This window comes from Aromatoleum toluolicum, assembly GCF_012911005.2.
Taxonomy (GTDB): domain Bacteria; phylum Pseudomonadota; class Gammaproteobacteria; order Burkholderiales; family Rhodocyclaceae; genus Aromatoleum; species Aromatoleum toluolicum.
In genome coordinates, this window is the sequence record NZ_WTVS01000002.1 from 151,607 (window position 1) to 170,428 (window position 18,822).

Consider the following 18,822-nt stretch of genomic DNA (forward strand, 5'->3'; position numbering starts at 1 on the left):
CTCGCCTGTAAGCAGGCGACTACGTTGAAGCGGGGATGCACACTACTACTCCGGCGAGGCAAACACGTCGCACTCGCCTCTACGCAGGCGACCACGTTGAAGCCAGAAGTACCGCAAGGGCGTCGGCGAGATCACCGAGTCGTATTCGCCTGTACGCGGCGACTACGTTGAAGGCGCTCCTTCATCGGATCCACGATGGCCTTGACGAGCATCGCACTCGCCTCTAACCGGGCGACTACGTTGAAGTGTCGAATCATTCGGCGAATGCTCCGCGAACGGTCCCCGCCACATTCGCCAATAACGAGGCGACTACGTCGACAGTATTCGGCGAATGCGGCCTTCCGCGCCGCCCGTTCCCGATCGGCGCCCCGACTCGGGGGCGGGCCCGTCAGACCGGATGGAGAATGCCTTGGAAGCTGCCGTATGTGTTCGGCAAGAAGACTTCCGGCGGATTACTCTGGCGAGCAAGGACGTATGCTGGCCATCGCTTCGACCACCTTAATCTGCCCCTGTCGCGAACGATCCGCTGAATTCAGGCGATATTGAATTGTCCCGGACAGCGACGGGTCCATGCCGGCAATTTGATGGGCCGGATGATGGGTACAACAAAAAAGCGCCCCGAAAGGCGCTTTTTTGCTGATGCTGTGGCGGAGAGTGAGGGATTCGAACCCTCGATACGAGTTTTAGCCCGTATGCTCCCTTAGCAGGGGAGTGCCTTCGACCTCTCGGCCAACTCTCCAACTCTTATCTTTCAGTGAGTTATCGATGACTTTGGTGCGCCGTATTGACCAAAACCCACCAAAAACCCACCATCTACTTAAAACTCACCAGAAGAACCGCCATGGCCCGAAACACCAGCACCAACGGTATCCGCGAGATTGTACTCGACGATGGCACCAAGCGCTTCGAGGCGCGCGTACACCGCAGCGGCGAACCCGCGAAGTCGAAGCGCTTCAAGACCCGGACGGAAGCACTCAAATGGAAACGGCAACTCGATTCCGCCATCGACGTGGGCCGACCAGCCCGGGACCGCAAAACGGTCCTCATCCGGGACATCATCGATGACTATCTCGCCTACAAGAACGCCTCCCTCAAGCCGCTACCCTCGAACAAGGTCACGGATTACCAGCGTGTTCGCGACGACCTTGCCGAGTGGTCCATCAGCAAATTGACAAACATTGATGTGGAGAACTACGTCCGCCTCCTGCTGGGCGAACCCATTAAGCGTGATGCGAAGAAGGAGGATGCTAAGCGCCCCAAGCGCACGTACAAGCCCGCCACCGTGCGCAAGTTTTACTACGCGCTAAAGAAAGCGGTTGAATGGCACTCAAAGACCTACAAATACCATGTCGACGAGCATCTCTTCTCATTCGAAAAGGGCACCATCCCCGACGGTTGGTCCGGCAAACGCGAGCGACGACTGAAGGCGGACGAAGAAAGGCGTCTTTACGCCGCAGGACTTGACCGTGAACACACATTCACCGAGGCCGACTGGCGGGCCATCATTGGCTTTGCACTCGAGACAGCCATGCGCGAACAGGAAATCGTCGGCGTTCAATGGAAGTGCCTTGCCAACGACGACCGCAAGCTGAATATCCCTGGAGAGCTGACCAAAACGGGAAGACCACGCGTAGTGCTCTTGAGCCTACGGGCACGTGAAATCGTCGCCGAGCAACGAGCAAACTGCCCGCCCGGCGAGGCCAGGATTTTCCATCAGTTCCCGACGCCGGATTCGGTCTGCGTTTCCTTTGCTCGACTCTGCAAACGTGCCAAGGTAAGCAACCTTACTTTTCATGACCTTCGCCACGAGGCCACCAGCCGGCTCTGTGAATCCGGCAAACTCAACATGATGCAAATCATGGAGATGACGGGTCACTCGAGCATGACGACATTCCAGGGCTACCTGCATCTCCTGAAGCACGAAACCTCCGTCGTACTCGACTAAGGCAGCTTCACGGCTGAAGTTGCCCAGCCGGCCACCACAAGTATGAAACGCCCAGCCTTGCCGGCCGGGCGTCGAGTTCTATTGCTTCATGACCACACCATACCGCTCCACGTGCTCCCTCACCTTCTGCTGACGCTTATGCAACGCGATGCGCTGCGGATACGGGAGCCCCGCCGCCTCACAGCGTGCCTGCACAGCCCTCCACGCCGCATACGTCGATGAGTGCCTCGCGACCTCTTCATCAATAATCGCCTCGGTTTCCTCGGGCCAGTACCGACGAGTCAGCGGCCCAAGCTCCAGGGGCACCCACGAGGCAAAGAACAGCCGTCCGTCGATGACCTGCCAACGCCCCCCTGCCCTGCGCGCTGCGTTCCGTACGTCAGCATTGCTTACCAGCGCTCGATTGATGGCAACAACGAAATCCTCATCCTGCGCGTCGTCGTCCACCTTTTCGAGGACGCGGTGGGTCAGCGAATACAGGACCTCACGCCAACGCAGCGCTTCCTCGCCGACGCGAACGCCGATGTGGCTGTCGGCACCTAGGTCATCAAGGCATCCCGAGAGGAGCCAGGACTTCGGGACCTGCAGGAATTCAGCCAGCCTCTCCAGTCGCTCACCGCGGGGAGGGTGGCGATTCTCCCCCCAACGTCTTGCCAGCTCCCGACTGACCTCCATGTACCGCCCCACCTGACTGTCCCTAAGTTCGCGGTAGTCCCGAGCGATGCGATAGCGTTCGCCGAATGTCGTGCGCGCGGACTCCGCTTGCTCGGCCTTTCGGTTCACTGCCTGCTCAACCCGTTGGACCGTTTCCGCATCAGGCCGCGGCCGGCGACCGCACCCCACCCTATCGGATGCAACAGCAAATTCCCTCCGGGAAGTCCGCAGAAATTTCGTCATCGCCGCGACGTACTGCGTCGTCGAGCGGCTCTCGAACATACTCATATTGACCTCGTCTGCTCTCAGGCGACTTTGCCTACAGGGGTATAGGCAAATCGCGCGCAAACGAAGGTCGTAACAGAATGCCCCCGGCCGGCAAGGCTGCGCGGCCCGACTTCAGTTCTGCTGTTCCGGTGTTGGAAGCGGGGAGTTACGAAGAGACTTACCTACGATGTCGAGCCTTCGAGCGTCTCGGCGCTCAGGCCAACATTTGTCCAGCAGCAGATTCAAGGTTGCTCCGCGCCAAGGAACAACCGCGCCACTTCCTCATTGTGGGCGTCGATGGTGTCGGGCACCTCGAACTTTCCCTTGGCGACACCAATGCGTTGCCCGGCCGACACCGCATCTATCGGAACAAGCTTTGCCGCCGGCCGTCCATTGCGGACGATGAGAATTGCCCGCTCCCGTCCCTGCTCAATGGCATCGACCAAACGAGACAGAGAGGACTTCGCCTGCCGGATGCTGATGACGCGCATGGAGTCCCCCAGAGCACATGGCCGTTCCGCTTAGTCTATCTGACCCGGCAGTATCTCTCAGGAGCGGAGAAGCGTACTTCGACTGCGTGAGCTTGAGCCCGATGCTATCGATATCTGCTACGGAGTATCAGCAGAAGGCTTCCGGAAGCTTTCGGCAAGCCCAGTCTCTGAATCAGTCAGGCAGTTGACCGATGGAGCAGGGGCTCGTCCCGGTGCGTCTTCTGCTGCGCCAGACCGTGCGGGACGTCGCCCGATTATCAGCCGACATCCGGTTGCTTCGCGCTATCAGTGCGGTTGCTCCTCGATTGCAGGACGGCCGTTCCGACCGCCAGGCTCGATGCTACCGAAGTAGCAATGCCCCGGAAAGCGCACCACCGGGTAGCATATGCGCATCAACTTCGAGGGTCGAAGGAAGTGGTTCGCTTATTCTGCATTTTCATGCTCGTGGCGCTCGCGCAGCCCGCCAGTGCTCAGATATTCATCAGCAGCGCTGGACCGACCCCGCTGAATCGATACGTGGACTCGCTGAACGCGCTCATTGAGACCAACGGTCCCATCTCGCTCGTAGTCCAGCCCTGCGGAGCCGAAAACGCGTTCTGGGACAACGCCGGGCGAATCACTTTGTGCGAGGAGATTATTCACAAGGCGTCAGAACGCCGCAGCCGGGCGCTTGCAATGGGGCAGTTGAGCCGGGAGTCCATCGACCAGACCACGGATGGCGAAATTCTATTCGTCGCGCTGCACGAGCTCGGGCATGCCGTCATCGACCGGCACCGCATCGCTTTCTCTGGCCGGGAAGAGGATGTAGCCGACCAGTGGGCGGCTTGGCTCATCATGCGACTGAACAATGCACCAATGTATGTCGGCGCGATGAATTTTTTTATGGAGCCGGCGCGACTGCTGCACATCTTTGGTAAGAGGCAACTGACAGACGAGCACGGGCTTAATATCCAGCGGCGGGCGCAGCTCGTGTGCTGGGGCTACGGGCGAGCGCCGGCAGGAATGCAGCCCTTCGCCGACCATGCAGGACTGAGTGAGGCCCGGCGGGCCCGTTGTGCCGAGGAGTACCAGCAGCTGATGCGAAACACTCCTGAAGTATTCCGAGCCGCACTCAAGGCGCCGCGCAGCCGGAATGGCTACGGTTACGGGTACAACAGCGGCTCGGCATACCCGCCGCCAGCACCACCCCCAACGCCAGCCCCTAGGCCAAGCAGGGGCTACGGCTACGGGGGCGGGCCGGCAATCCCAGAGATACCCGAAATTCCCGAGATACCTGAGATTCCCCCGCTGCCCGAGTTACCACCGCTCCGTTACTAACCCCCCGCCGGGTGTCAGCGGTCGTCGGGTGCCCACGGGTCCTGGGTCCCTGAGGTCTTTCTGGCCAGTGAGCGGCAGACGGGTCACGCAGGCCGCTTGACGGCTTCAAGCAGACCGCGAGCGACACTCCTGTAGCCCAATTGCAACGTTGAGCTGACTGCTGCGAGCCGCCTTCACTGACCGGCGGTGGACCGTTGCATTGGTCTCGCTACAGGCAAGCTAGTCGTTGCTTTCGACGTAGTTTTGGATAAATGTGAAATAGCTCAACGTTGATGTTGAGCATTCACATGAGGAAACGTTATGTCTGAAACTGAGTTAGCAGCCGCCAAGGCGGCACTTAGTCAACAAAAGAGGAAACTTGTGGCTGCGCTAAGTGTAGGGGATGCTCACTTTGCGGCCTTTAAGCTCCGGTTCGTCGAAGAACACGACCGGGAACCTACTTTGGACGAGTCACCGGAGACGGCGGAGCTTGTTCTCGAGGGTAGGCGGGTATTACGGACGATTGAGAAATGGGAGACGGCCCTGCGCAACATCGACGCCACTACGTCACCCGAGACAGTCCAACGCATCGTTGACGGCGCCTTTAACACCGCCAATGACGCGCGAATGGTGGCTGAGGCAATCGCGGCTACTGTCCGACGTGGGAAATAAAATAATTATGATGCCGATGACGGACGAGGGCCGGGTCACCGCGGGTGACCATTTACGTCGCACGCATCGGGACAAGCTGAACGAAAGCGCTGCTTGCGAAAGCCATTTCGCAACGCCGTACAGCTCAATGGCACCAACGGATGCGGGTTGCTGAATTCATCCGTACTAGACCAAAATACACTGCTTGTGCCCCGTTTCGATGCCCTGTGGCAGACCCGCCGCCGACTGGCTCGTGAGTGTCACAGTCACAGCTAAGGCAACGAGTACGAGAAAGGTCCTGATTGAGACCAGGTAGACCTCCATACGCCCCTCCACCGTCGATGGCGGAGGGGCCCCGCGAGATTTGCCGAAGGCTTCCGGAACCCTTCGGTAGACCCAGCCACTACCTCATTCCGGCAGAAGGCTGATGGCGTAGGCGATGGCCGCGGCGCGGCTCATGCTTCGCTTACTCGCCCACGCGTCGACTGCATCCAGGGCATCGGGGCCTATGGAGACCGAGATGATGAGTTTGTTGCCGATGGACCTCGTCACCCGGCGGTTCTTTACCTCCTCGACAGCTGCTAGGCTCTTCGAATCAGGTGCCCCGGCAATGAAAGTATCCGCACTGATGGGCAACTTTCTTTTCGGTATTGTCATTTCGTCGCCCCCTCAGTGAAAGACCGCGGCGACCAGGGCGCCCAGTTCCGCGGCCGCCTTGCCATCGCGACCGGGCTGCTCGAGCATACTCATCCCCTGCCCAGCTGACTCTGCGATTGCCTTCCGGCGTCCGACCATGACGGCCAGCGCCCGCATCCCCGCCGGGATTTGGCTCGCGGCTTCCTGGTTGTCCGCTCCGCGCGGGTCGGCCATCGTGAGGAAGCATGCGGCATCGATGTCTTTGACGCAGCGCCCTTCAGCGAGGAGTTCCTGCATGTCCTCGAGCGCCCAAACATCGTAAGCCCGCGGCACGAACGGAATAACGACGAGGTCAGCAAGCAGCATCGCTGCGCGGAGGCACGAGTTGTCGCGTCCGCCGGCATCGATAACGATATCGTCGTACACAGACTTCGCCAGACCAACTTGCTGCCGCAACACTTGCCCGTCCGTGTACTGCGCCGACGCAATCGCTGGGGTACGCCCTTCTCGTTGCGCGATTGCTGCCAGCAGGCTCCCCTGCCGGTCGCCGTCCACTGCCAGAACCCGTCGTCCCTCCAGGGCTCGGCCGATGGCTAGATTGAGTGCGGTCGTGGTCTTGCCTACACCCCCCTTCGAATTCAACACTGCGACAATCATGCGTAAACCCTCCAGAACGCTTATGGAATGGCTGCATGCTATTTCCGCAAGGTTGCCGCAGCCACTACCGTATAGCGCGGGCAAGCCGTTTCAGTAGGGTTTCGACAGAAGGTTATGCGTTCACGGCGGAGATTACTCACTCAAGGGCGGTTATTGGTCGCATCTACGGAGGACAGGAGGACGAGCCTCGTTCAACTCGATTCACGTTCATGCGCATCCATCCAGAGACCGAAACAAGAGAATATCTTTTGATTTTCCTCATTGACGAATTTCGATTCTGAGTAATCCATGACGACTCCAGCGGGGAAGAATCGAAAGAACATTGGCAATCCGACTCGACACGGATAGCATATCTCTGATTTATCGGCAAACCGCGCGGAAACGGCGGGACGCAAAGCCACGGGCCTTCTCCTTCGGGAATGGCAGCCAGGCTGCCTGCAGACGGATTCACGCGTCGTCCGCAGCATTGCATCCCGCCTGCATGCGCGCTTTCACTAATGCATGGCTCAGGGGACAATATGCAACTCAAGCTCTACACCCGACTCGCAGGAGCGCTGATGGCTGTAGCCGTGACTGGCGTGGTGCAGGCCGGCTTCGACGAAGGTGAAGCCGCGTTCAAACGCCAGGATTACGCAACCGCTCGAACTGAGCTCTTGCCGCTCGCCAACCAAGGACATGTCGCCGCTCAGGGCCTCCTCGGATTTCTGCTTCTCGAGGGACGTGGGGGCGCGGTCGACTCGGAGGAGGGATTGAAGTGGGTAAGGCGCGCCGCGGAGCAGGGAGACGCGCCTGCACAGCACACTATTGGAACCCTCTTTATTGATGGCAAGGTCGTGGAGGTCGATATCAATACTGCAGCGATGTGGTTCAGCCTTTCGGCTGCCCAAGGGTTCGGCCCGGCCCAGCACAATATCAAGGTCCTCACCCGGGACGCTGAGCTGAACGCGTTTCGCAGCGGCCCCTTATATGGCTTCCACCAGGCGATGCAGGTCGGACAAGAGACCGCTTGCGGCAAGGTCAACGAGCTCCGCCTCGAGGCGGCGCTCGTCGAGGACGCCGCAGCGAAGACAACCTGGACGGCGCTACGCAACCTGCAGCCCGTTGGCGGGGTCTGCCGAAAAGTCAGCTGAGCCCCCTCAGCACATCATCCCCGGTCCGGCCAGGGAATCTCAGTGTTCCCATACTACATGGGCCTGGGGTGTATATCTGGAGATGGCCTGGGGCGGGCCGGTAGACGGTCCTCGACTCTGCGCAACCCGGCCACCAATTCTGCGGGGGAGTAAGCCCGTAGGCTTGGGGTCCCACCGCCTCCTAACGAAAGTGCCAATTATGGCCGAACCGGCAACCGTCGCGCTCGCACCACCTCTGGGAGTATCCCTTATGCATTCGTCCCTCCTGCTTATCTCTGCCGCCGCGGCCCTTGCGCTGTCAGGCTGCGCCACGACCCTCTCCCATGTCGCCGGCTACAAGGCGGGCGACGTCATGCGTTTCCGCGCTAAGCAGGTGGTCGAGAAAACCGAGCAGGCGAAAATCTGCGACCAGTTCAAGGACGGGGCCATCACGGTTGCGCAGTGCAAGGAGCGAACACTCGCAGTGCTGGAGATTGAGCCAAAGTTCACCCAGCTCACGCGCACCGAGGTGGTGATGCTCGTGCCGGAGCCGCTCGCCGTGGGCGACGTCGTGCAGTATAAGCTCGCCGGCATGCTGCACGAAGTAAACGGACCGGAGCCCGAGTACCAGGGCGTCATCTGTCGTGCCACCGACAAGCCCTGCCTTGACGACCCCAAGCGTGGCAGCACGGGAAAGGTTGACCCGGGCACTGGCGTTGCAGCAGGCGCCTGATGAGCATTCCTGAGAACCCGCTCGTCCTCGCCATCACGAAGCGGGTGCGCATCCTCCTGGCGCTTTCAGTGCTTGGAGCGGCGCTACCGATTCTTGCTAGCTTACTCCCCAAGAAGCAGGCCACACTGGCGTGGGCGCTCGACTTGGCCGTCCATTGGCAGTGGGTCTACGTCGTGCTCGGCGTCCTTTGCATCATCTGGCTGGTGGGCCTGGGTACGTTTCACCTTGCGGCGCCGGCGGCGGCGCTGCTTACGGCCGGGTTTTTCTGGACAGGTTCCACTGCCTACAGTGCAGGGGCCTCTCAGTCCAACACCCTGACTGTGGTCACCGCCAACCTGAATGCGGACAACCAGGACACCACTGCGCTCCGCACATGGGCGGACGAGCTCTCGGCTGACATCGTCGTGCTGGAGGAGGTTACTCCGGGAGTGGTGTCGCAACTAGAGCGATGGAAGGCCTACCCCTACCAAACGATTCACGCGCAGGTGGGCCTGTTCGGTCTCGCCATCCTGTCAAAGCACCCGCTCGAGGACACTCAGGCGCTTGAGGAGTTTGGACAGACGCTCCATGTTCGCACGCGGGTGCGATGGCGCGACACTGAGTTCGCGCTCGCGGCAGTGCATCCGATGCCGCCGCTGAATGCCGAGTACCACACTCGACGCGAAGAACTGTTCCACACGGAATCGAACTGGGCGACTGGCAGCAACCTGCCGTCCATCATTGCCGGGGACTTCAATGCCAGCCCTTGGTCACGAGCCTTCCGGCCATTCAACAATCACGGAATGAGGCTAGCGACAGCCCTCAAACCGACTTGGCCGGCGGTTCTTCCCATGATTCCCATCGACCACGTCATTACCTCCGGGCACTGGCAGGTCGTCAGGGCAGGCGTGGGGCCGCGCATTGGCTCTGACCATCGCCCCGCCTATGCCGTGCTTGCACAAGGAACTCGATGACGCAGTGAATCTTGCCTTGGCGTTCGCCTCGGGCGTATGGCTTGCCCTGAAACATCACGCCTGGTGATGCACAGCGGCTTTACCGCATAAGTAGCCCGTCGCCGTATCGCCTGACAGTTCAGGACCCCGATGTCGTGCGTACTTTCAATTGCAGCAAATACATCAAGGAGAGCGAAATGGGCATCTTTGGCGGAATCTGGAATGCATTGTTCGGCGGCTCCACGCAGGCAGATGAGGCGCTGTCTTTGACGGATTTGCATCAGGACTTGGGCCTGTCCTCCGACTTGCCGAAAATCAATCCCACCACAGGCTTGCCGATGGTGGGCGACGTTGGTGGTTTAGACGTCGCGGGCAACGCATACGGCGAGATAGTCGCCCCCATTGCGCACCCATTCGACAGCATGTCTAGCTCGTTCGAGGGCAGCCCCGACCCGTTCGACGACTTCTAGCCCAATCAGGTAGTTTCGAACGGCGCCGCCCGACTCTCTGTAAAGACGCCGGCCCTGCGCTATTCGGGAACAGGTACGTGCCGCAATTGGAGCAGTGGGCGCTGACGGAGTTGGACCGATACTGTCCTCGGCGCCAGACACCCTCGTGCCCACAGTGGATGCAGTGATGCTTGCCGTTGTGCTTTGCGTGCGGGAATCCGTAGTACGTAGCAGGCGAAATGGGGACGGAAGCTCCGAGGCGCGCCGCCGATAAAGCAGCCGAAACCGACGGCTAACGCACCATAGAATCAGGGCTACCACCCCTCGTGCGGTATGAGCGCCAGCAGCACGCCAACATTCAACGCGAACCCGCCCCCCATGGCGAACATCAGGATGCGCCCGGCCTTGCCGTGCATCCGATATTCCGCCGCCAGAGCGTCTAGGGACTCGCGATGCGGATACCCGGGGCGGATGCCGTGCTTTGTGGCGAACGGCTGACCGGCGGTGTGCTGCGGGGAGCTGGCGCGGTTTCCGTAGCGACCTGGACTATAGGCTCTGGCAGCGCCGGGCTGGACAAGCGCGCCTGGGAGAACGTCCGCTGCGGGGGCATCCGCTGAGGAATCGTCTTGGATTGTGCACCGTCAATCGAGTGGCCTCATGCACCGTCAATCGAGTGGCCTCAATGTCGGCAGCGCTTCAGGCTGGCGACGTGTTCTTTTCAGCAATTTGGGCACTGCATCTCATCTCCTTACATAACGGCTAATACGCTATGGACATTTTCCAACACTGCAGGTGAGCGTCGGAATCGCAGTATTCGACACCCGCCTTCACTGCACGCGAACGGCAAGCACCGGATTTGGCCTATCCGCCGCCCGCCTTCACTCCACGCTTGAGTAGCTTGGAGCGCATGGTTGTCCTCCGTTCGAATGATGTTGCCCACGCTCGGTCTAGCGCGGGAAATCAGAGGGAGCGGAAGACAACGAGACGCCCTTAGCGGCAGGTGGCCGAGTCGTTGCCAAAGACTTGGCAATACTGCGGGTGGTCCTGCATTGGCAGGATGTGTCCGTTGAACATGCCGGTCTGCGATTGCGGCTCAACCGGGGCAGAGCCGCCACTGCGGACGGTAACGGTCGTGTTGCGCATGTACCTCAGGGCATCATGAACGGCCAAGCTGAGCTGATTAACCTGCTCCTGCTCCGTTGCGTTAACCCATGGCCCCCAGTCTCGGACGAACGCATCAAGCCATGCCTTCGCCAACTGCAGGTCGCCCGGCTGATTACGAGCGGCGAACTTCTTCGCGAGTTCAATCTGAGCACGCAAGTGGCCCAAATTTCCCGCACGCAGGAGCAGACTGAGGGCTCTGTCACGGTCTTGGTACTCGGGTGACTTAGCCACTTGGTGAAACACCGCAAGCCAGAAATGTCCATCCGGGTCGTCTGCGGCGGACGCTTTGCTCAGCCACTCATACCCAAGGCGCTCGTCCGCCGGAGAATACTCACCACTCGCGTAGACCCGCCCAAGCTTCACTTGGGCCTTCGTACCGCCCGCCTGCGCAGCCTGCTCCAGCAACGCCACTGCCCGAGGCTTATCCATCGGAACCCCATTTCCGTACAGCAAGGCCTCGGCGTAGTAGGCCGTCGCGTCGAGGTGACCCAGTTTCATACCTTTCTCGAGCCACTGGGCTGCCGTTTCAAGGTGGTACCGCCGGCTGAAGTGGAAGGCATACTCGAGAATACCCCGCGGGTCGCCCGCCTCAGCGGCTTTTACGAGGAGCTCGAATGAACGCTTCCGGCTTGCCTCTGCCTTTGCGGCCCCCTTCGGCGTCGTCACATCGGGAGGGATGTAGACTGCATGCGCATAGGAAAGGGGGTATATCGCCGTCTTGTCTCCGCGCTTGACGGCTTGGGTGAGGCGCGCGATTTCCTTAGCGCTATTTTCAACCAACCCCTTGCGTTCCTGCAAACCGAGAAACTGACCCCAGTTATCCGCCGCAGCTCCGGATGACAGAACCGCGAGTACCCCCGCACACACCAGAGCCTTCCATTTCGACCGCATCCCTTCCTCCTCGACCTACGTTGCACGAAGCAGCCCGAAAAGGAAGCAGGAGACGACACCGGGGTGGGGTGTGCAGCCCGGCCACCGTTCCCGCACAGGGAGTAGGTCCGAAGGCTTTGCGTCCCGCCGTTTCCGCGCGGTTTGCCCATATGAAATATCAGCCTAACCCATTCTGGGTTATGTAAGCAATTATTTCAGCCCCCCGGTGTAGGCTTCTATTTATTTTTGAAATGCATCAAAACTTTCGAAAGAACGCACTTCCGCTAACGAAATGTCGCCTCCGGGTAATCCCCGGAGGCGACCGAGCATCATTCTTGCCTCGCGTCTCGCAAACTTGAAGGAGTCCAAGTCCAGTGCCGCGCTCCCATGAGCATCTTTCCGGTCGTTGTCTCATAGAGAAGGACGACTAGGTGCTGCACCGGCAACGGAACCTCTTGCAGTATTTCGGAATTAACCGCGACCTGCATTCCGAACGTTGAGGCCGCTACGTGCTCAAGTGCGGCCCGGAGCTGGCTCTCCACATCCGCTCCCGGGTCGATGAAATCGTCAGGTCGCAGTTTGCCTGCCATCAACATGCACGCGACAGCCGGCAAGCCAAGGTATACCGCAACTCCCCGCAGGAGCTCATCCCCTGCTGCGGCAAAGGCTCTCCCGCCCGAGAGGAGTTCCGACAGGTAGCTCTGACTCACGCCTAGCTGCTTCGCTACCGATGAGACCCTCTCCTTCTTGATTTCGATGTGCCGCGCAAGCTGAATGGCCAAGGGCCTCCCGTCATGCTGTGACGTCATGGTCTGTTCCTCGGAATCCGGACACATGTCCTTCTCCGTATAGCGCATTGGCGTTGAGGCTCGCATGCGGGTTCGAGGGTCGCCTCGTAAACCAGACGGAAACTATTCACTCACCAATCTGGACGCTCCGCAGTGAATCAGGGCCATCGCTACCAACGATGTCTCATCGCTGGTAGCGATGAATTTCGTGAAAGCGCCAGCTTTCGCTACTGTTCTCGGCACAATTTCTCGAGACGAAGGACATGGGGAAACGTCGCAACCCCTTTGAGGGGCTCGTTTACAACGGGGATTGGCACACACCACTACTGCGGTGGCTGGACACTGCGGAAGAAGACACGTCATCCGACAAGCTGCTCGAGGCGATTGCCGGCATGAAGAAGCTTCTCGCCGAAAACGATGAGTGCGTCCACACGCGTACCGCCGTCGCCCGGGTGCCCGAGGGAATCGAAGTGGAGTTCGCCGCGGACTGTACAAGGAACACCCGGCACGGCGAAGAGGTGTCGGTGTCGGTGGGCGAAGACCGGGACATTTCGCTGACAGTCACCGTCCGAGGAGACCGCGAGTACGCGGAGCGCTGCGCAAAACAGCTACTCAGCGAGGGAATCTATAGAGCGGAGTTCACCCTGAGTTGGCGCTCAGAGCGCCGGACGCTGCCTTCGTCACCCGACACGCAAGCTCAATCGCTTCCTGCCAATAGCCGGTCAGGGTAGTCCTTCGACCGGAAGATAGAAGCCGAGTCCTTCGCTCGCAGTGCTATTCTCCCTGGGGCGTGAGCTTAAGCCGCTTGAATGCAAGCTCGAACTTCACTCGCATCCCCTCCTTTAGGGAGACCCGGATTGACTGAAGGCGGTGCCCGTAGTTTCCTAGGCTCGCAGGCGCCGTCCCGGTCGGCCACCCGAATGAAAGTGTAACATGACGAATGGCCCCTCCTCGGGGCCATTCGCATGTTCACGGCTTGAAAATGGCATACGTGAAACGGTGACTACGCGCGTCTCAGCACGCTCAACACGGCAGCCCGTCGTCCTCGTACTCGCCAACGCAGCAACTTTCCGTTGCGACGCATTCGCTGGCCGATTCCTTCCACGACGCCGACTCCGCGTTCGGACGCAAGCGTCTTGAGGCCTTCGAGGGAGAGCCCAAACCTACCCACCTACCCACCTACCGAGCTACCGAGCTACCGAGCTACCGAGCTACCGAGCTACCGAGCTATCTTCCCAACTCTCGCGGGACAAACGAGCCGTGCTGGTCGTGGAAGCGGTTGAGGGAAGCGCAGACCTCGTCGTTCGTCTCCTGACGCAGCCGCCGTTCGTTGCGTTTCCGGTCAATGAACTCCACTAGCAGTTTGTCGACCATGGTCGAAAGGTCGTCCGTGTAGCGCAGCGCCTCTTCGCCCCGGCTCGCTGTCAGCGTTAGCCTATAGGGCCGCTTGCCGGGCTGGTCGTTGCAAGTTCCAGTCTTCATCCACGCCTCCGATACGTCGTGCTCGGGTCTCCCTCCGGGAGCCCGTTCAGCGCATTCAACCTCGTTAGCTATTGAGCTCCCCCAACGCGGCTCCCCTTCATTCCCCTGTGGCTCAGGCCACACAGTCACCCGCCAGAAATCTAAGGTCGGAGGGCCCCACCGGGCTACATGACTCTACTCTAACGTCGGAGAGCTCACCTACCCTACGCATTGCCAACCCTCACTTGCATGCGTTCTGGCCTCACGCGAACCACCACTACAAGGCGACATGCGAGAGCGACTCGGGATTCCCGTCCGGCGACCTCCCGGAGGCTCAACAGGCATCGCGCGGGGCGACGAACATGGCGCACCTTCAGGCTCCAGACGAGCAGCCGCTGAGACATCAGACGAGAGCGGCCTCGCGAGCCCGGGGAGACACTGCCGAGCGCAGGCGAATTCGATGCATCGGGAGGCGGCCACAGCGAAATTTGAGAGCGACGTAGGCCCGTCCCCGCCATGACAAGGAACCTTCGCCACCAGCCACCCCAGGGCAGCCACCCCACCAAGGAACGAAACCCGCAATCTTGTTTTTTTGTTTGCGCCCACGCCTCCCCGTTCCGTTCCCGTCTCGGGCGCCCCTTTCAGATACCCAACATGCAGGTGCCAGACAAGCTCATTTAGTGAGCTAGCCCGCGCGGATAATGGGCTCCATCACCACAAGGGGGAGTTACACGATGCCGTAAGCAGCGATGACTCATCACGCGACCCGCCGTCTGCAGCAACGCGGGATTCAGGAGGAGGTGCTGCCACTCCTGATGCAGTTCGGCGCTCACGAATACGACAAGCGCGGCGCAAAGCTGATGTATCTCACGCACAAGAGAAAGGAACGCATCCACCGCACCGTCGGCAGTGACGCCTTCCGGCGCATCGAACCGGCCCTGGACGTCTACGCGGTGGTCGACAAACGCGGCACCGTCATCACGGTCGGGCATCGTACCCATCGCATTAATCGCAATTAAGGAGCTCCTGATATGTTGGGCGCAGTCATCGGTGACATCGTTGGGTCGGTCTACGAGTTCAGCAACTTCCGCTCGAAGAATTTCAACCCGTTCTTCCATCAGAAGGCCTTCTACACCGACGACACGGTCTGCACCATTGCGGTGGCCGACGCACTCGTAAATGGCCGGAACGCTGCTGAAGCGTTTAAGGACTGGGGTCGCCGCTATTGGGACAACGGCGGCTGGGGCGCGAGATTCGGCGAGTGGCTGCTGTCGGACAGCTTGGCCCCTTACGGAAGCTTCGGCAATGGTGCAGCAATGCGCGTCGCGCCGGTCGGTCTGCTCGCCCGGTCGGTTCAGGACGTGACGACACTCTCACGGCGGGTCACGGCTGTGACCCACGACCATCCTGAGGGTCTGAAGGGTGCGGAGGCGACGGCCCTTGCCATTTTCCTGGCAAGAAATCGCGTCACGCCGCGCAACATCAAGGTTGCCGTGACCGAGCGCTTCGGTTACGACCTCACGCGAACCGTCGATGCCATTCGGCCGGGCTACCGCTTCAACGAAACCTGCATGGAGACGGTGCCAGAAGCGCTCATCTGCGCCCTGGACGCCACTGACTTCGAGGACGCCATTCGCAATGCCATCTCCATCGGCGGGGACAGTGACACGGTGGCCGCCATTGCCGGGGGTGTTGCCGAAGCACTGTTCGGCATCCCCGACGACATCGCCGACCAGGCATGGAGCTATCTGCCTCACGACATGCGGGAAGTCCTAAGCCATCTTTATCAGGAAGTGGGTCAGCTCGCCTAACGGGCGAAAAGGACACCTGCGGCGTGGCAGCTCAGGCTTCGTCGCGACCGCCCTGCCCGCGACGATGGGATGCGACTCACCGCCGCTATTTACCACTTGTATTTGACAGTTTTGCTGATATATTTAAGCAGCAAATACAAGAGGGCACCATGGAAGTCACACCGACCTACACCTTCGATGAACTCTGCACCATGGTCGAGCTGCCCTCGCGCACCGTGCGCTACTACATCCAGCTCGGGCTCGTTGACCGGCCGGACGGCGCGAATCGCGGGGCGCGCTACGGAGCTCGCCACATAGAACAGCTGCTGACCATCCGCAAATGGCAGTCCGCGGGACTCTCGCTCGAGCGCATCCGCGAACTCCTCGAAGCCCCGGATGCGAACACGCCTCCGCCGCGGAAACGCGGGACCGGCACGGTCGAGGTGTGGAGTCACCTCGTGGTGGCGGACGGCGTCGAGCTGCATGTGGAATCGGGCGTTGCGGGCCTGTCACCCGAGGAGCTGCGTGAGTTATTCCGCGGCGTGATGGCCCAGTTCGAAGCCATCCGGGCACGACGCAACCAGAACCAGAATGAGAAAAAGGGGAACGGCAATGACTGAGCAGATTGGCCTTCGCACGAACTCGGGAGCTTCGCTGGCACTTCGCGGAGTCGACGCGACTGCACGAATCGCAGGACTCCTCGCGACCACCACGCTGGTGCAGCAGTATGAGAATGCGACAGACACGAACCTCGAGGTCGCCTACTCGTTTCCCCTTCCCGTGGATGCGGTACTGCTGGTCTTCACCGTGTGCATCGGCGAGCGACGCTACTGCGGCGAAGTGGTGCCACGCCGGCAGGCCGAGCAGAAGTACGAACAGGCGGTCGAGTCCGGGAACTCGGCCTTCCGCCTGCAGGAAGTCTCAAAGGGGCTGTACAGCGCTACGCTTGGCAATGTGCTCGCCGGCGAGCGCGTCCGCATTGAGCTCGAATACGCCGAACCTCTGTCCTGGGACGGGAAAAACATCCGATACCGGCTGCCCACCACGCTCGCACCGCGCTACGGGAAGCCGAGGAAGTTTGCACCTTGGCAGGAACCGCGCACGAGCCTCGAAGCGCAGTATGCGCTCAAGGTGTCGGTCGAGTTGCGAGGGGAGCTCGCGAAGGCATCAGTGACCTCGCCGAGCCACGATATCCAACTTGCTGCAGAGGTAGGTTGCCTGAAGGTCCTTGCGGCCGAAGGCGCCTCCCTGGACCGCGACTTCATTCTCGATGTGCGCGGAGATGAATTGCAGTCGCTGGGTGCCGCAGCTTCCGCGCTCGACACTCATGTCGCTATGGTGACCTTCATGCCGCCTGCAGTGGCCTCCGATACGGGTCGCGATACCGTCATCGTCCTGGACTGTTCCGGCTCCATGATGGGGGACAGCATCCGGCTCGCCAAGGAAGGCGTGCAGTTCGCCATCGGCCACCTTACCCCCGCAGACCGCTTTGGGCTCATCGGTTTCGGCTCGACCTACACCGAACTCTCCCCTGCTCTCCAGTCGGCGGACTCCCGGTCCGTGCAGCGCGCCCGTCGTTTCGTGAGCGACCTGGGCGAAATGGGCGGCACTGAACTCGCCAACGCTCTACTGGCAGCACTGGCATACGCTCAAGACCGTCCCTTCGACATCCTGCTCCTCACGGACGGCGAGGCGTGGAATCTGGAGGACGTCACCGAAAAGGCAAATGCGGTGAGCGCACGCATCTTCACCATCGGTATCGGCTCGGCGGTGGCCGAAGACACGGTGCGCATGCTCGCGGACCAGACCGGCGGCGCGTGCGAACTGGTGTCCCCCAACGAAGACATGAGCGCGCGCATCGAGCGGCACTTCAACCGCATGCACCAACCCCGCATTCAGGACGTCACGGTCGCATGGCCGGCAACTCCCCTCTGGGAATCGCGTCCGACCCGTGCGAGCTTCGCAGGCGATGCCTTCACCGTGTTTGCGGCGTTCCCCTCTGAAGTCGCCGGGACCGTGACGGCAAACCTCAGTTTCACCGAGGGGGAGCACGTAACCTCCACCGCCATCCGCCTCGACTCCGTCCAGAACATGGACACCGAAATCGTCCGCGTTGCGGCCGCGGCGCGCATGGCCGTGCTGAACGAAACGGAACAGCAGGAGTGGGCGGTTCGCTATCAGCTGGTGACGGACGAGACCGACTACATCGTTACCCTCGCTCGCACAGCCGATGAGCGGCCGCAAGACCTGCCTGAATTGCACGTTGTCCCGCAAATGCATCCTGCTGGTTGGGGTGGATTTGGCACGGTCCGCAGCTCCGCTGCCGTGCATGGCCTCACATGCGAATCCACCGCCTTCACTGTCGCTGAGTGCGACACTGCGATGTACTCGCCAAGCACGGCGCTTGGCCCAGACCTCGATATACCCGCAGTAATACGCTGCCGTCCGCGCCCAGTTCGCACCGCGGCAACACATCGTCAGGCCATCCCGACCACCCTCGGTGAATTCTTGGCCCGCGTGAAGCGCCGCGCGCAACGGCGAATCCTAGCTGGGCTGCCGACCACACGTGCGGAGCTCGTCAAACTTGATTGTCCCGTTGAGTTGCTCGCGGTACTCGACGAAGCACTTCAGACCGGTCAGGACGAAATCGCAGCCGTTGTCACTTTGTACTCGGCCCTCGCCCACCACGCGTGCGCGTCGATTCTGGGGGAGCAGTTCGTAGCCGCCACGAACAAACTCCTCGCGGCGACCGAGGTCGCCCCCCATTTGCAGTTGCGATTCGCCGAACAGCTGGACGCGCTCTGGTCAGAGGACCACGCACAGCATTCCCAGCGAAGCCAATATGACATTCCAGCATTCCTGAGGCGTGACGCCGACTAGGGCGGGATGGAGCACATACACTGCGCTGGCGTATGGCGTTGACATGCCA

The 18,822-nt window shown here is 60.7% G+C and carries 19 protein-coding genes, 1 tRNA gene and 2 riboswitches; of the genes, 12 read left to right on the forward strand and 8 right to left on the reverse strand.

All coding sequences use genetic code 11. The features are described 5' to 3' along the window. Positions 1-645: 645 nt before the first annotated feature. A tRNA-Ser gene (locus GPA27_RS01855) sits at positions 646-739 on the reverse strand. Between the two features lie 45 nt (positions 740-784). Here GPA27_RS01855 and GPA27_RS01860 point away from each other — a divergent pair. Beyond that, positions 785-1,945 (forward strand): site-specific integrase, encoded by a 1,161-nt coding sequence (locus tag GPA27_RS01860; protein ID WP_169137232.1) that lies wholly within the window; start codon positions 785-787, stop codon positions 1,943-1,945. A 78-nt stretch (positions 1,946-2,023) separates the two neighbouring features. Here the strand turns inward: GPA27_RS01860 and GPA27_RS01865 are convergent, their stop codons facing one another. Together GPA27_RS01865 and GPA27_RS01870 are read right to left on the reverse strand one after the other, a co-directional pair. Then, on the reverse strand, positions 2,024-2,887 hold the full coding sequence (locus tag GPA27_RS01865; protein WP_169137234.1) for a helix-turn-helix domain-containing protein: 864 nt from the start codon (positions 2,885-2,887) through the stop codon (positions 2,024-2,026). A 221-nt stretch (positions 2,888-3,108) separates the two neighbouring features. Further along, positions 3,109-3,357: a type II toxin-antitoxin system Phd/YefM family antitoxin gene (locus GPA27_RS01870; protein WP_169137236.1), complete on the reverse strand. Its 249-nt coding sequence runs from the start codon at positions 3,355-3,357 to the stop codon at positions 3,109-3,111. A 438-nt stretch (positions 3,358-3,795) separates the two neighbouring features. Between GPA27_RS01870 and GPA27_RS01875 the strand changes: the two genes are divergently transcribed. Continuing rightward, entirely contained in the window at positions 3,796-4,674 is an 879-nt protein-coding gene (locus GPA27_RS01875) for a DUF4344 domain-containing metallopeptidase (RefSeq protein ID WP_169137238.1), read from the forward strand. Positions 4,675-4,974: 300 nt separating this feature from the next. Beyond that, positions 4,975-5,325: a hypothetical protein gene (locus GPA27_RS01880; RefSeq protein WP_169137240.1), complete on the forward strand. Its 351-nt coding sequence runs from the start codon at positions 4,975-4,977 to the stop codon at positions 5,323-5,325. A gap of 387 nt (positions 5,326-5,712) precedes the next feature. Here the strand turns inward: GPA27_RS01880 and GPA27_RS01885 are convergent, their stop codons facing one another. Together GPA27_RS01885 and GPA27_RS01890 are read right to left on the reverse strand one after the other, a co-directional pair. Then, positions 5,713-5,961, reverse strand: a complete 249-nt coding sequence (locus GPA27_RS01885; RefSeq protein WP_169137242.1) for a CopG family transcriptional regulator — start codon at positions 5,959-5,961, stop codon at positions 5,713-5,715. A gap of 12 nt (positions 5,962-5,973) precedes the next feature. After that, entirely contained in the window at positions 5,974-6,597 is a 624-nt protein-coding gene (locus GPA27_RS01890; RefSeq protein WP_169137244.1) for an AAA family ATPase, read from the reverse strand. A gap of 355 nt (positions 6,598-6,952) precedes the next feature. Continuing rightward, a riboswitch (cyclic di-GMP riboswitch) is annotated at positions 6,953-7,036 on the forward strand. A 79-nt stretch (positions 7,037-7,115) separates the two neighbouring features. On the opposite strand from GPA27_RS01890, the gene GPA27_RS01895 reads away from it, so the two are divergent. The 4 genes from GPA27_RS01895 to GPA27_RS01910 all read left to right on the forward strand — a co-directional run bounded on the left by GPA27_RS01895 (position 7,116) and on the right by GPA27_RS01910 (position 9,841). Further along, the gene (locus GPA27_RS01895) at positions 7,116-7,727 is read left to right on the forward strand and encodes a tetratricopeptide repeat protein (protein ID WP_169137246.1); all 612 of its coding nucleotides are present in this window, start codon (positions 7,116-7,118) and stop codon (positions 7,725-7,727) included. 250 nt (positions 7,728-7,977) lie between these two features. Then, on the forward strand, positions 7,978-8,439 hold the full coding sequence (locus GPA27_RS01900; RefSeq protein WP_169137248.1) for a hypothetical protein: 462 nt from the start codon (positions 7,978-7,980) through the stop codon (positions 8,437-8,439). Beyond that, positions 8,439-9,392 carry an endonuclease/exonuclease/phosphatase family protein gene (locus GPA27_RS01905; RefSeq protein WP_169137250.1) on the forward strand — a complete coding sequence of 318 codons (954 nt, stop codon included), beginning with the start codon at positions 8,439-8,441 and terminating at the stop codon, positions 9,390-9,392. Before GPA27_RS01900 ends, GPA27_RS01905 begins: the two co-directional genes overlap by 1 nt. A 176-nt stretch (positions 9,393-9,568) precedes the next feature. Next, a complete protein-coding gene (locus GPA27_RS01910) occupies positions 9,569-9,841 on the forward strand; it encodes a hypothetical protein (protein ID WP_169136934.1) in 273 nt (90 codons plus the stop codon). A gap of 969 nt (positions 9,842-10,810) precedes the next feature. Here GPA27_RS01910 and GPA27_RS01915 read toward each other — a convergent pair. Then, positions 10,811-11,875 carry a tetratricopeptide repeat protein gene (locus tag GPA27_RS01915; protein ID WP_169137252.1) on the reverse strand — a complete coding sequence of 355 codons (1,065 nt, stop codon included), beginning with the start codon at positions 11,873-11,875 and terminating at the stop codon, positions 10,811-10,813. 68 nt (positions 11,876-11,943) lie between these two features. Then, positions 11,944-12,031: riboswitch (cyclic di-GMP riboswitch) on the reverse strand. A gap of 152 nt (positions 12,032-12,183) precedes the next feature. Next, positions 12,184-12,663 (reverse strand): hypothetical protein, encoded by a 480-nt coding sequence (locus GPA27_RS01920; RefSeq protein WP_169137254.1) that lies wholly within the window; start codon positions 12,661-12,663, stop codon positions 12,184-12,186. Positions 12,664-12,905: 242 nt separating this feature from the next. Here GPA27_RS01920 and GPA27_RS01925 point away from each other — a divergent pair, with 242 nt between their 5' ends. Further along, a complete protein-coding gene (locus GPA27_RS01925; RefSeq protein ID WP_169137256.1) occupies positions 12,906-13,373 on the forward strand; it encodes a hypothetical protein in 468 nt (155 codons plus the stop codon). Between the two features lie 496 nt (positions 13,374-13,869). On the opposite strand, the gene GPA27_RS01930 is transcribed toward GPA27_RS01925, so the two are convergent. Further along, positions 13,870-14,124: a type II toxin-antitoxin system CcdA family antitoxin gene (locus tag GPA27_RS01930; RefSeq protein WP_169137258.1), complete on the reverse strand. Its 255-nt coding sequence runs from the start codon at positions 14,122-14,124 to the stop codon at positions 13,870-13,872. A 728-nt stretch (positions 14,125-14,852) separates the two neighbouring features. Here GPA27_RS01930 and GPA27_RS01935 point away from each other — a divergent pair. The 4 genes from GPA27_RS01935 to GPA27_RS01950 all read left to right on the forward strand — a co-directional run bounded on the left by GPA27_RS01935 (position 14,853) and on the right by GPA27_RS01950 (position 18,773). Next, complete coding sequence (locus GPA27_RS01935; RefSeq protein WP_169137260.1) at positions 14,853-15,122, forward strand: hypothetical protein; 270 nt, start codon at positions 14,853-14,855, stop codon at positions 15,120-15,122. 12 nt (positions 15,123-15,134) lie between these two features. Then, entirely contained in the window at positions 15,135-15,914 is a 780-nt protein-coding gene (locus GPA27_RS01940) for an ADP-ribosylglycohydrolase family protein (protein ID WP_169137262.1), read from the forward strand. A 149-nt stretch (positions 15,915-16,063) separates the two neighbouring features. Beyond that, positions 16,064-16,513, forward strand: a complete 450-nt coding sequence (locus GPA27_RS01945) for a MerR family transcriptional regulator (protein ID WP_169137264.1) — start codon at positions 16,064-16,066, stop codon at positions 16,511-16,513. Then, complete coding sequence (locus GPA27_RS01950; RefSeq protein WP_169137266.1) at positions 16,506-18,773, forward strand: VIT domain-containing protein; 2,268 nt, start codon at positions 16,506-16,508, stop codon at positions 18,771-18,773. Before GPA27_RS01945 ends, GPA27_RS01950 begins: the two co-directional genes overlap by 8 nt. Positions 18,774-18,822 lie beyond the last annotated feature (49 nt).

What these genes read in the sequence shown, in the direction of transcription:
- GPA27_RS01865 (WP_169137234.1), bottom strand. Translation starts at nt 2,887, where the DNA reads ATGAGTATGTTCGAGAGCCGCTCGACGACGCAGTACGTCGCGGCGATG.
- GPA27_RS01870 (WP_169137236.1), bottom strand. Translation starts at nt 3,357, where the DNA reads ATGCGCGTCATCAGCATCCGGCAGGCGAAGTCCTCTCTGTCTCGTTTG.
- GPA27_RS01875 (WP_169137238.1), top strand. Translation starts at nt 3,796, where the DNA reads ATGCTCGTGGCGCTCGCGCAGCCCGCCAGTGCTCAGATATTCATCAGC.
- GPA27_RS01880 (WP_169137240.1), top strand. Translation starts at nt 4,975, where the DNA reads ATGTCTGAAACTGAGTTAGCAGCCGCCAAGGCGGCACTTAGTCAACAA.
- GPA27_RS01885 (WP_169137242.1), bottom strand. Translation starts at nt 5,961, where the DNA reads ATGACAATACCGAAAAGAAAGTTGCCCATCAGTGCGGATACTTTCATT.
- GPA27_RS01890 (WP_169137244.1), bottom strand. Translation starts at nt 6,597, where the DNA reads ATGATTGTCGCAGTGTTGAATTCGAAGGGGGGTGTAGGCAAGACCACG.
- GPA27_RS01895 (WP_169137246.1), top strand. Translation starts at nt 7,116, where the DNA reads ATGCAACTCAAGCTCTACACCCGACTCGCAGGAGCGCTGATGGCTGTA.
- GPA27_RS01900 (WP_169137248.1), top strand. Translation starts at nt 7,978, where the DNA reads ATGCATTCGTCCCTCCTGCTTATCTCTGCCGCCGCGGCCCTTGCGCTG.
- GPA27_RS01905 (WP_169137250.1), top strand. Translation starts at nt 8,439, where the DNA reads ATGAGCATTCCTGAGAACCCGCTCGTCCTCGCCATCACGAAGCGGGTG.
- GPA27_RS01910 (WP_169136934.1), top strand. Translation starts at nt 9,569, where the DNA reads ATGGGCATCTTTGGCGGAATCTGGAATGCATTGTTCGGCGGCTCCACG.
- GPA27_RS01915 (WP_169137252.1), bottom strand. Translation starts at nt 11,875, where the DNA reads ATGCGGTCGAAATGGAAGGCTCTGGTGTGTGCGGGGGTACTCGCGGTT.
- GPA27_RS01920 (WP_169137254.1), bottom strand. Translation starts at nt 12,663, where the DNA reads ATGACGTCACAGCATGACGGGAGGCCCTTGGCCATTCAGCTTGCGCGG.
- GPA27_RS01925 (WP_169137256.1), top strand. Translation starts at nt 12,906, where the DNA reads ATGGGGAAACGTCGCAACCCCTTTGAGGGGCTCGTTTACAACGGGGAT.
- GPA27_RS01930 (WP_169137258.1), bottom strand. Translation starts at nt 14,124, where the DNA reads ATGAAGACTGGAACTTGCAACGACCAGCCCGGCAAGCGGCCCTATAGG.
- GPA27_RS01935 (WP_169137260.1), top strand. Translation starts at nt 14,853, where the DNA reads ATGACTCATCACGCGACCCGCCGTCTGCAGCAACGCGGGATTCAGGAG.
- GPA27_RS01940 (WP_169137262.1), top strand. Translation starts at nt 15,135, where the DNA reads ATGTTGGGCGCAGTCATCGGTGACATCGTTGGGTCGGTCTACGAGTTC.
- GPA27_RS01945 (WP_169137264.1), top strand. Translation starts at nt 16,064, where the DNA reads ATGGAAGTCACACCGACCTACACCTTCGATGAACTCTGCACCATGGTC.
- GPA27_RS01950 (WP_169137266.1), top strand. Translation starts at nt 16,506, where the DNA reads ATGACTGAGCAGATTGGCCTTCGCACGAACTCGGGAGCTTCGCTGGCA.